The 11415-nt window shown below is 70.7% G+C and carries 9 protein-coding genes; 2 read left to right on the top strand and 7 right to left on the bottom strand.

All coding sequences use genetic code 11. The features are described from left to right. Positions 1-945 precede the first annotated feature (945 nt). Positions 946-1467: a universal stress protein gene (locus J1C73_RS22405; RefSeq protein WP_123471258.1), complete on the top strand. Its 522-nt coding sequence runs from the start codon at positions 946-948 to the stop codon at positions 1465-1467. Between the two features lie 365 nt (positions 1468-1832). Here J1C73_RS22405 and glmS read toward each other — a convergent pair whose 3' ends face one another. Both glmS and J1C73_RS22395 read right to left on the bottom strand, forming a co-directional pair. Continuing rightward, positions 1833-3662: a glutamine--fructose-6-phosphate transaminase (isomerizing) gene (gene glmS / locus J1C73_RS22400; RefSeq protein WP_123471257.1), complete on the bottom strand. Its 1830-nt coding sequence runs from the start codon at positions 3660-3662 to the stop codon at positions 1833-1835. 66 nt (positions 3663-3728) lie between these two features. Then, positions 3729-4004, bottom strand: coding sequence for a hypothetical protein (locus tag J1C73_RS22395; RefSeq protein ID WP_123471256.1), 276 nt, complete (start codon positions 4002-4004; stop codon positions 3729-3731). A gap of 335 nt (positions 4005-4339) precedes the next feature. On the opposite strand from J1C73_RS22395, the gene J1C73_RS22390 reads away from it, so the two are divergent. Further along, positions 4340-6001, top strand: a complete 1662-nt coding sequence (locus J1C73_RS22390; RefSeq protein WP_207317994.1) for a beta-N-acetylhexosaminidase — start codon at positions 4340-4342, stop codon at positions 5999-6001. Positions 6002-6278: 277 nt separating this feature from the next. On the opposite strand, the gene J1C73_RS22380 is transcribed toward J1C73_RS22390, so the two are convergent. The 5 genes from J1C73_RS22380 to J1C73_RS22360 form a co-directional block, all read right to left on the bottom strand. Then, positions 6279-7310, bottom strand: coding sequence for an ABC transporter substrate-binding protein (locus J1C73_RS22380; RefSeq protein ID WP_207317993.1), 1032 nt, complete (start codon positions 7308-7310; stop codon positions 6279-6281). A 123-nt stretch (positions 7311-7433) separates the two neighbouring features. Then, positions 7434-8075: a GNAT family N-acetyltransferase gene (locus J1C73_RS22375; protein WP_207317992.1), complete on the bottom strand. Its 642-nt coding sequence runs from the start codon at positions 8073-8075 to the stop codon at positions 7434-7436. A 109-nt stretch (positions 8076-8184) separates the two neighbouring features. After that, entirely contained in the window at positions 8185-9351 is a 1167-nt protein-coding gene (locus J1C73_RS22370) for an acyl-CoA dehydrogenase family protein (protein ID WP_207317991.1), read from the bottom strand. 29 nt (positions 9352-9380) lie between these two features. Continuing rightward, positions 9381-10331, bottom strand: a complete 951-nt coding sequence (locus J1C73_RS22365) for a hydroxymethylglutaryl-CoA lyase (RefSeq protein ID WP_207317990.1) — start codon at positions 10329-10331, stop codon at positions 9381-9383. Continuing rightward, positions 10328-11415: biotin/lipoyl-containing protein (locus J1C73_RS22360; RefSeq protein WP_307797775.1), on the bottom strand; the 1088-nt coding region annotated here is incomplete at its 5' end. The genes J1C73_RS22360 and J1C73_RS22365, both read right to left, overlap by 4 nt.

The following is an 11415-nucleotide window of genomic DNA, read 5'->3' as shown; positions in this document are numbered from 1 at the left end:
CCACTAACTGAACGGTATTGACGCTAAGCCCCCCTCGGTGTTCGCGTCTTCCTGGTCCTTACGGGCCTGTCGCACCTGCACATGTCCCCTCGGTCGTGCACGAGTCCCCAGCCTTCGACACCCAAGATCGAATCTACTGCGTCCCGTGGTGCCGTCGTGACAAGTTCACCAACCGGCTTTATGTCGACAAGGCAACCTGGCGGGAAGCATTCGATCACGAAGCGTTTCACTCGTGAGTCGTGCAGGGAAGTGCGCCTCGCGTTCATGGCCCGTCCCCGTTGGGTGGAAGCGTACCGCGCGGTCTCTTCCTGCCTGCTGGCAAGGGGGTTCACCGGCCAATTCGACAAGGAATTGACTGGCGAATGAAGTTGGCTGAAAATATACGGTCGCGTGTGCGGAAATCATTCGTTCAACCGGCGCACGCCTCGGAGGGGCAGCCGCTTCCATGCGCCCCCTCGGCCGGTCCGGAGGTGGGGCGGCCGGTGCCGGTGGGTGTCCGGATGACGACCGCGGGCCGCGTCGGCGGCCGTCCGTGCGGCGGGTTCCGGACGGTTGGGCCGGTCGGGTTCGGGCGCGAGATCGCCTCCCGGAGCGGTTCGGCGGCGCCGCGATCGGTACCGAGCGGTCGGGGTGCCCGCTGACGGACCCGTGGGCGGTGTGCGGCGGGGCAGCCGAGCGGCTGACGGGCCGGACCTCCCACCGGTCGCCGATCGCGGCTGTCGGGCCCCTGTGACGTCGGTGTACCGAGCAACCGGCATTGCCATACGGGGCGGTCTCGGGCATGCTCCGTGAAACGTCGCGCGCGCTTTGCGCGGGTCTGGGCTGTGGAGGAGTGGCGCCGTACCCTTGGGGGTAAGGGGTTGGGAAGATGATTCCCGGACACCGCCCACTGACGCAGCTCCCCAAGTCGCTCTCCTCACGAGGACTCTCTTCGCCGAGACACCGATGGCCGGTCACGAAATCCCCGAACCCGCGGACCGCAAGCAGGTAGCCGACCCAGAGTCGGGCCCGCAGGCGGCCGAAGAAACACGTCATTCCTGTGATCCCGCGTTCCGGCACGGGGTCGTCGTCGGCTTCGACGGCTCGACCTCCAGCGAACGAGCCCTCGCCTACGCGATCGGCATGGCCCGGAGGTCGGGCTCCGGCCTGATCATCGTCCACGTCGCCAATCGGCTCCCGACCACCGTCTGGGCCGGCTGCGAGCCGCCCGTCTTCGTCGATGTGCCCGATCACCGCACCGAGGTCCTCGGCCTGGAGCTCGCCTGCGCGGACTACCTCACCGAGGTGCCGTGGGTGCTCGTCGAGCGCGGCGGGGACATCTGCCACGAGCTGGAGGAGGTCGGCCGGGAGTACTCGGCCGACGCGATCGTGGTGGGTTCCACGCAGGGAATCGTCGGCCGGATCTTCGGCTCGGTGGCGGGCCGGCTGGCGCGGCGCGCCCAGCGCCCGGTCGTCGTCATCCCGTAGCCCGTTCTTCCCTCACTCTTTCGAGGCACCTCCTCCGCCCGTCGTCCGGAACTCCCGGGGCGGGCGGTCTCGTCTCCGTCCGCCGCCCTGGAGCCGAGTGGCGTCAACTCGACTACGAAAACAGCGGGATGAAAGAATCTACCGATCCGTAGACGTGGATTGTTCCCTTGTGAAGGGTGCATAAAAGTCACGGCGGAACAGCACGATTGCATGTGAGGGGTGCCCGCCGCGGACAACGGCGTCCCTGCGGGAACACCAGCAACACCACCCTCGGCAGCCCGGCGGCACCGGCCCGCACGTGAGAGCGGCCCCGCACCCACGTCGTGTGGGTGCGGGGCCGCTCTCCGCCCGGTGCGGGCGGGCCGCTACTCGACGGTGACGGACTTCGCCAGGTTGCGCGGCTTGTCGATGTCCCGGCCCATGGCCAGTGCCGTGTGGTAAGCGAAGAGCTGGAGCGGGATGCCCATCAGGATCGGGTCCAGCTCGTTCTCGTTCTTCGGTACGACGATGGTGTGGTCGGCCTTCTCCTGCACCTGGTGCGCGACGGCGAGGATGCGGCCGCTGCGGGCCTTGATCTCCTCCATCGCGGCGCGGTTCTTCTCCAGCAGGTCGTCGTCCGGAACGATCGCCACGGTCGGCATCGCGGGCTCGATCAGCGCGAGCGGTCCGTGCTTCAGCTCGGAGGCCGGGTAGGCCTCGGCGTGGATGTACGAGACCTCCTTGAGCTTCAGCGAGGCCTCCCGGGCGACGGGGTAGCCGCGCACCCGGCCGATGAACATCATCGACTTGGCGTCCGCGTACTCCGCGGCCAGCTTCTTGATCTCGTCCTCGTTGTCCAGGATCTCGCTGATCTGGGCGGGCAGCCTGCGCAGCCCCTCGATGATCCGCTTGCCGTCGGCGACCGACAGGTCCCGGATGCGGCCCAGGTGCAGGGCGAGCAGGGCGAACGCGACGACGGTGTTGGTGAAGCACTTGGTGGAGACGACACACACCTCGGGGCCGGCGTGCACATACGTACCGCCGTCGGCCTCCCGGGCGATCGCGGAACCGACCACGTTGACCACACCGAGCACCCGCGCGCCCTTGCGCTTGAGCTCCTGGACGGCGGCCAGCACGTCGTACGTCTCACCGGACTGGGAGACCGCGACGTACAGCGTGTCGGGGTCCACCACCGGGTTGCGGTAGCGGAACTCGGAGGCGGGTTCGGCGTCCGCGGGGATGCGGGCGAGCTCCTCGATCAGCTGGGCGCCGATCTGGCCCGCGTGGTACGAGGTGCCGCAGCCCAGGATCTTGATCCGGCGGACCCCACGCGCCTCACGGGCGTCCAGGTTCAGGCCGCCCAGGTGGACGGTGGCGAAGCGGTCGTCGATCCGGCCGCGCAGCACCCGGTCGACGGCTTCGGCCTGCTCCGAGATCTCCTTGTGCATGTACGTGTCGTGGCCGCCCATGTCGTACGACTCGGCCTCCCACTCCACGGTGGTCGGCGTGGCCGTCGTGGTCGAGCCCTCCGTCGTGTACGTACGGAAGTCGTCGGCCTTGAGGGTGGCCATCTCGCCGTCGTCGAGGGTGACGACCTGGCGGGTGTGGGTGACCAGGGCGGCGACGTCCGAGGCGACGAACATCTCCTTCTCGCCGATGCCGAGGACGACCGGGGAGCCGTTGCGGGCCACGACGATGCGGTCGTTGAAGTCGGCGTGCATCACGGCGATGCCGTACGTGCCCTCGACCGAGCGCAGGGCCTCGCGGACCTTCTCCTCCAGGGTGTCCGCCTCCGAGCGGGCGATCAGGTGGACCAGCACCTCGGTGTCGGTCTCGGAGAGGAAGACGACGCCCTCGGCCTCAAGGCGGACGCGCAGCTCGGAGGCGTTGTCGATGATCCCGTTGTGGACGACGGCGACCTTGTTGCCGGCGTCCAGGTGCGGGTGGGCGTTCTCGTCGCTCGGGGCGCCGTGGGTGGCCCAGCGGGTGTGGGCGATGCCGGTGGTGCCGGTGAACCGCTTGGGGACCCGGGCCTCCAGCTCGCGGACCCGGCCCTTGGCCTTGACCATCTTCAGCGCGGCGGGCTTCCCGGCCGCCGGCTTGCCGGTGATCACGATGCCCGCGGAGTCGTAACCCCTGTACTCCAGCCGCTGCAGCCCTTCCAGCAGCAGCGGAGCCACATCACGCTTTCCGATATAACCGACGATTCCGCACATAGAGTCTCTGCCCCTCCGTCAATCCAACGACGTACAAGTAAGTGGGTGCCCGGCCGCGGACCGGTCTCAGCCGTAGACGATGCGGCGCAGCTGCCGGAGCGAGAGCTCCGGCGGCGCGACCGCCCGGTGCGGCAGTTCGGCCGCGATCCGCTCGAAGATCTCCGCGTTGACCAGGCCGCCGGACTGCAGTTCGCGGTGGCGGCGGCGGACGTAGTCCTCGGTCGTCTCGTCGAAGTACGCCAGCACGTCGAGGATCACCCGGGAGGCCTCACCGCGCTGGAGCGCGGTGCTGCGCACCAGGTGATCAATGAGGTCGTCGTACGACGAGCGGCGTTCGAGCACGCGTCGATACTGCGACGGAAGGGGCTCCAGCGCAACAATTCTGCCCGATATCGGGCAGGACTGGAGGCGAATGGCCCCTTCTCTGTGTTCTGCGGGGGCTCGGGGCTCGGGGGCTCCTCCGGGTGGTTCCCCGTGGCGCTCGGTGGTTCGCGGGGACGGCGGGGCCGCAGGGATGAATTCGGCCATACGCCCCGGACCGTCGGCCACGTTCCGGCGCGGTCAACGCGGGGAAGTGGTCTACACCTTGACCATCCATTGGGTAAGCGGTACGCATGGCGACGGTTCGGTTGGTCAGGAGATCCGCAGATGTGGACCCGTAGAAAGGGACCCGGCTTGTGAGACTGCACACCGCGCGGCGCAGTGCTCTTCCCCGTGCTCTACCCCGTCTTCTCGGCTCGCTGCTACTCGTCACGGCGGCCGGTGTCTCCGCCGCGTGCGCGGCGCCCACGGCGTCCGCGGTGGGCAGCGACTCCGCCGTCCGGGCGCCCCGGCCGCTCGGCCAGGTCGTGCCCGCCCCCGCCTCGGTGAGGCCGGGCGGCTCCCCGTACTCCCTCAACGACAGCACCAGGATCCGGGTCGACGACTCGTCCGGCGAGGCCCGCAAGATCGGCGATTACCTGGCGGGCGTGCTGCGCCCCTCCACCGGATACGCCCTGCCGGTCACCGGCAAGGACGGCGCCGACGGCATCCGGCTCCGGCTCGGCTCCCGCGACAGCAAGCTGGGCGCGGAGGGGTACACCCTGACGTCCGGACGCGGTTCCGTCACCATCACCGCCCGCAAGCCGGCAGGGCTCTTCCACGGCGTCCAGACGCTGCGTCAGCTGCTGCCGGCCCAGGTGGAGGCGGACAGCCGCCAGAAGGGGCCGTGGAGCGTCGCGGGAGGCACTCTCACCGACACGCCGCGCTATGGCTACCGGGGCGCCATGCTCGATGTCGCGCGGCACTTCTTCTCGGTCACCGAGGTCAAGCGCTACATCGATCAGATGGCGCTGTACAAGATCAACAAGTTCCACCTGCACCTCTCCGACGACCAGGGCTGGCGGCTCGCCATCGACTCCTGGCCGAAGCTGGCCACGTACGGCGGCTCGACGGAGGTCGGCGGCGGGGCCGGCGGCTACTACACCAAGAGCCAGTACAAGGAGATCGTGAACTACGCGGCCTCCCGCTACCTGGAGGTGGTGCCGGAGATCGACATGCCCAGCCACACCAACGCCGCCCTCGCCTCGTACGCGGAGCTGAACTGCGACGGCGTCGCGCCGCCGCTCTACACCGGCATCGAGGTCGGGTTCAGCTCGCTGTGCGCGGGCAAGGACATCACGTACGACTTCATCGACGACGTCATCCGCGAACTGGCCGCGCTGACCCCCGGCGCGTACATCCACATCGGCGGTGACGAGGCACACTCCACCAGCCGCGATGACTACGCCAAGATCATGAAGCAGGCGCAGGCCATCGTCGGCACGTACGGCAAGACCGTGATGGGCTGGCACCAGCTCACCGGGGCCGAGCCGGTCAAGGGAGCGGTCGCCCAGTACTGGGGCTACGACAAGACGAGCGCAGCGGACCGGCAGCAGGTGGTGGACGCCGCGAAGAACGGCACCAAGCTGGTGCTGTCGCCGGCCGACCGGGTGTACCTGGACATGAAGTACACGGACAAGACCGAACTGGGCCTGAAGTGGGCCGGCCTGGTCGAGGTACAGCGCTCCTACGACTGGGACCCGGCGACCTATCTCTCCGGTGCTCCGGCGGACGCGGTCCTGGGTGTCGAGGCGCCGATCTGGGCGGAGACGCTGACGGACAGCGACGACATCGACGCGATGGCGTTCCCGCGGCTGCCCGGGGCGGCGGAACTGGGCTGGTCCCCGGCTGCGACGCACGACTGGGACACGTACAAGCTGCGGCTGGCCGCGCTCGGGCCGCGGTTCACCGCGATGGGCATCGACTACTACCGGTCGCCGCAGGTGCCGTGGCCGGCGGAGCCGGCTGCGGCGGGGTGACGTGAGGTGACGGGGCCGTCCGGTGGCCGGGGGCGTTGTCCTCGACCGCCGGACGGGCTCGGTCCTGCCGGGCGTGGACCGTGTGCGAGCGCATCACGACCCGTACACCGGCCGGGAGTGCCCGCCGGGCGGCGAACCGGTTCCCCCCGTTGTCGACCGGAACGACTGATTCCGCCTGTCCGGGATGCGGAAGGAGCAGCGAAGGGCTTTGATCGCGGCCCCCCGGCGGCGGAGAACCGGAACGGGGCGGCCGGGGGAGCGGCGGCGGCCGTTACGGTCAGGCGGCCTTCTTGGCGTCCTCGATGGCCTTCGCGAGGTCCTCGAGGATCGGCGCGCACTTGTCGTAGCTGAAGATCGGCTCGGTGGTGCGGGGGACGACCTGGCCGGCCTTGACGGCGGGCAGCTGCATCCAGGTCGGCTTGGACGTCAGGGCGTCGGGCTGGAGCGCGGAGGACCGGTTGTCCATCATGATGATGTCGGCCTGGTACTTGTCGACGTTCTCCCAGCTCAGCTCCTCGAAGAAGCCCGCCGCGTTCACCTTCGGCTCGACGAACCGCACGCCCAGCTCCTGGAAGTACAGGGTGTCGGCGGCGGTCTTCGCGAGCGTGACGTAGAAGAGGTCCTGGCTGGCCGAGCCGATCAGGACCTTGATGTTCGGCTTGGACTTCGCGGCGGCGCGCAGCCGGGCCGCGGCCTTCTCGAAGCGGGCCTTGGCGTCCGTGACCGTCTTGGCCTTCACGTCGGCGCCGAGCGACGCGGCGAGGTCCTCGTGGCGCTGGATGGCCTTGGGGATCGTGGTCCGGGCGGCCCACAGTGCGACGCTCGGGGCCAGCTTCAGGATCTTGCCCTTGGACGTGTCCGGCACGTACCAGAGGGCGTCCTTCTCCCACATCGCGGTAACCAGCAGGTCCGGGGCGAGCGCCGCGTACTTCTCGACGTTGAACTCGCCCCAGACGTTGCCGAGGATCTCGACCTTGCTGACGTCCAGGTCGCCGGCCTGCACATCGGCCTTGCCGCCCTTGGTCTTCGTCGGGCCGAAGACGGCCTCGACCTCGATGCCGTAGTCGTGGAGCGCGGCGGCGACACCGGTGAAGGCGACGATGTTCTTCGGGACCGACGCGGCCTCGGCGGTCTTCCCGCGGTCGTCCTTGAAGCTCCACGGCCCGGCGTCGGCGCCCTTGGCGCCGGTGGAACCCGAGTCCTTCGCGTCGCTGTCACCGCAGGCGGCGAGCACGGCACCGAGACCTACGGCGCCGCCCATGGCCAGCAGGCCACGGCGGGTGGGGCGGATCGCTCGGGCAGTGCGCATGACGGAGTCCACTTTCGTACGGGCCGGAGACCGGCCTTGAGCCGGTCCGAAGGAAGGTTAGCCTAACCTTCTATGTGACCGGCCCGGCCGGGGCCCGCCCCGGTCAGTGCTTCACCGGCAGGCTCACCCGCCGAACTCCGCACGGCACTCGTCGAGCCCCTCCAGCGTGACGTCGACGGCACGGTGCTCCTCCCACCGGGCGCGCTCCAGCCGCAGCCGTTGCAGCGTGACGGGCGCGCCCCGCAGGGCGGCGGTCTCCAGCCCGTCCGGGAGGTAGCCGAGCCGCCGCGAGACGCCGAGCGAGCGCGGGTTGTCCGTCATCGCGGACGAGACCGCCGTACGGGCCCCGAGACCGGCGAAGGCGAGATGGAGTGCGGCAGCCCGCATCTCGGTGCCGATGCCGCGGCCCTGGTGCGCGAGCCCCAGCCAGGAGCCCGTCTCGACCACGCCGGTCACCGCGAAGTGCCTCGCCATCACGTCCTGCCGCCCGACCACCCGGCCCTCGTGCAGGACGGCGAGGCTCAACGCCCAGTCGTCGTCCGCCCAGTTGGCGATCGTGGACAGCACATGCTGGAACACCGCCCTCCCGCGCCCGGCGGGCGGGCCGTCGGACCAGGGGACGGTGAACGGCATGGTGTCCGGGGCGTGCACCCCGTCGGCGGCGACCGAGGCCAGCTCGTCCAGCAGCTCCAGGTCCGGGAGGCGGAGCTCCAGACGGGGAGTGCGCACGCGGAGCCCGTACAGGGGCCAGTGGTGGTGCTTCATGGACGAACACTGCCGGGGCCAGGGGGGCGCTGTCGAACGAATTGCGGGAGGAGACGGCGCAGCCCACAGGCCGTCTGCCGCCCTCCCGCCGCCCTCCTGCCGCCCGGTGTCAGGCCGGCAGGTTGAGCTCCCGCGCGATCAGCATCCGCTGCACCTCGCTGGTGCCCTCGCCGATCTCCAGGATCTTGGAGTCGCGCCACATCCGGGCCACCGGGTACTCGTTCATGAAGCCGTAGCCGCCGTGGATCTGGGTGGCCTCGCGGGCGTTGTCCACCGCCACGGTCGAGGAGTACAGCTTGGCGATCGCCGCCTCCTTCTTGAACGTCTCACCCGCCAGCAGCCGCGAAGCCGCGTCCCGCCAGCCGATCCGGGCCATATGGGCCCGCATCTCCATGTCCGCGATCTTGAACTGGATCGCCTGGTTGGCGCCGATCGGCTTCCCGAAGGCGTGCCGCTCGGCGGCGTACTTCACCGACTCGTCCACGCAGCCCTGCGCGAGGCCCGTCGACAGCGCCGAGATGGCGATCCGGCCCTCGTCCAGGATCCGCAGGAACTGGGCGTAGCCGCGGCCCTCCTCGCCCAGCAGGTTCTCCAGCGGGACCCGCACGTCGGTGAAGGACAGCTCACGGGTGTCCGAGGCGTTCCAGCCGACCTTGGAGTACGGGGCGGCGACCGTGAAGCCGGGGGTGCCGGACGGCACGATGATCGAGGAGATGCGCGGGGCGCCGTTCTCCTTGCGGCCGGTCACCGCGGTGACCGTCACCAACTCGGTGATGTCCGTGCCGGAGTTGGTGATGAAGCACTTGGAGCCGTTGATCACCCACTCGCCGCTCACCTCGTCGCGCACCGCCGTCGTCCGGGTGCCGCCCGCGTCCGAACCGCCGTCCGGCTCGGTCAGCCCGAACGCGCCGAGCGCCTCGCCCGAACAGAGCTTCGGCAGCCACCGCTGCTTCTGCTCCTCGGTGCCGAAGCGGAACACCGGCATCGCGCCGAGCGAGACCCCGGCCTCCAGGGTGATCGCCACGGACGAGTCGACCCGGGCCAGCTCCTCCAGCGCGATGCCGAGGGCGAGGTAGTCGCCGCCCATCCCGCCGTACTCCTCCGGGAACGGCAGCCCGAACAGGCCCATTCGCCCCATCTCCCGCACGATCTCGTACGGGAACTCATGGCGCTCGTAGAAGTCGCCGATCTTCGGTGCGACCACGTCGTGCGCGAACGCCTCGACGGTGCGTCGCAGTTCCTCGTGCTCGGCGGTCAGCCGGTGGTCCAGGGACATGTGGACGGTCACTCCTTGTGGGACTGTGTTCACGGCGCCGAGAGTGCTCGGACGGTACGGGACGGGCTGGGTCGGCCCAGCTGTTCGGCGAGCCACACGCTGGTGGCGGTGAGCGCGTCGAGGTCGACCCCGGTTTCGATGCCGAGGCCGTCGAGCATCCACACGAGATCCTCGGTGGCGAGATTTCCGGTCGCGCTCTTCGCGTACGGGCAGCCGCCGAGGCCGCCCGCGGAGGCGTCCACGGTGGTGACGCCGTGCTGGAGCGCGGCCAGGGTGTTGGACAGGGCCTGTCCGTAGGTGTCGTGGAAGTGCACCCCGATCGTGTCGGTGGGCACCCCCGCCTCGTTCAGTGCGGACAGCAGTGCCCGGACGTGGCCCGGTGTGGCGACGCCGATGGTGTCGCCGAGCGAGAGCTCGTCGCAGCCGAGGTCCATCAGCGCCCTGGCCACCCGGACGACCTGGCCCACCGGTACCGCCCCCTCCCACGGGTCGCCGAAGCACATCGACAGGTAGCCGCGCACATGCACCTTGTCCGCCTTGGCGCGGGCCACGACGGGCTCGAACATGGCGAGCGACTCGTCGACGGTGCGGTTGAGGTTGCGGGCGGCGAACGTTTCCGTCGCGGAGCCGAAGACGGCGATCCGGCGGGCGCCGAGCGCGAGTGCCCGGTCCAGCCCCCGTTCGTTCGGCACCAGGACCGGGAGCGCCACGTCGCCCACGTCCCCTATGTCGCCGAGCAGCGGGAACAGCTGCTCGGCGTCGGCCAGTTGGGGCACCCACTTGGGGTGGACGAAGCTCGTCGCCTCGATCGTGGAGAGCCCGGCGACCGCGAGCCGGCGGATGAACTCCGCCTTCACCCCGGTCGGCACGACAGTCTTCTCGTTCTGGAGCCCGTCGCGGGCGCCGACCTCGTGGATCCGGATCCGGGCGGGCAGGCCGGGCGCGGCCACGGTCGTCGGCAGGGTGCGGCCGGTGCTCATGCTTCCTCCCCGGCGGCGGCCACGGGGGTGACCACGGCCAGTACCTGGTCCATGGCGACCGTGGTCCCGGCGGTGACGTCGAGTTCGGTGACGGTGCCGGCGTGCGGGGCGGAGATGACGTGTTCCATCTTCATCGCCTCCACCACCAGCAGGCTCTGCCCGGCCGCGACCTCGTCGCCGACGGCCACCTTCACCACCGTGACGGTGCCCGGCATGGGCGCGGCGAGGGTGTCGGCCCCGGAGCGGGCGGCGCCGGTCAGCGACGCCTCCACCGGGTCGTGGTCCCGGACGTGCCAGGTGTCGCCGTCCCGGCCGAGCCAGCGGCCCTCCGGGGACGCGGCATGGGCGAACGAGTGCGTGACACCGGCCAGTTCGAGGGTGACGCGACGTCCGTCATCGGCGATCAGCCGGGCCGTCTCGGCGCCGCCGGGCAGCGGGCCCAGCGGCCCGCAGGTGCCCGAGTCGGGTGTCGGTGGCTGCGCGCCCTCGCCGACATGGCCGAAGGTCACCTCGGTGCCCGCGCCGCACGGACGCAGGCCCACCTGGACCGGGTCGTGGCCGGGAATCCGGAAGTGCCGCACCGTCCGGGCCGGGGTGCCGCCGAGCCGCCAGCCGTCACCGGCCGAGAACGGGTCGGCCCAGGTCCGCGGAGCGGCGGGGGCGGGGGAGTGCTGCCGCAGCAGCGCGGCGGCCGCGTACACCTCCTCCGGCACCCCGTCCGGCACCAGCGCGTCCACCTCGCGCTCCACCAGACCGGTGTCGAGATCGCCCGCCACCACGGCCGGGTGGCCGAGGAGGCGGCGCAGGAAGCCCGCGTTGGTCGGGACGCCGAGGACCACCGTGTCCGCGAGCGCCGCCCGCAGCCGGCGCAGGGCCGTCGCCCGGTCGGGGCCGTACGCGATGACCTTCGACAGCATCGGGTCGTAGAGGCTGCCGACCTCGCCGCCCTCGCCGAGCCCCGAGTCCGTCCGCACCCCGCCGCCCTGCGGCTCGTGCAGTGCCAGCACGGCGCCGCCCGAGGGCAGGAAGCCGCGCGCCGGGTCCTCGGCGCAGATCCGGGCCTCGACGGCGTGCCCGGTGAGCG

Origin of the sequence: Streptomyces laculatispora, from assembly GCF_017353455.1 — a bacterium.
Classification (GTDB): Bacteria; Actinomycetota; Actinomycetes; order Streptomycetales; family Streptomycetaceae; genus Streptomyces; species Streptomyces laculatispora.
Note: the sequence above shows the minus strand (reverse complement) of the source record. Positions and strands in the feature narration are given on the sequence as shown.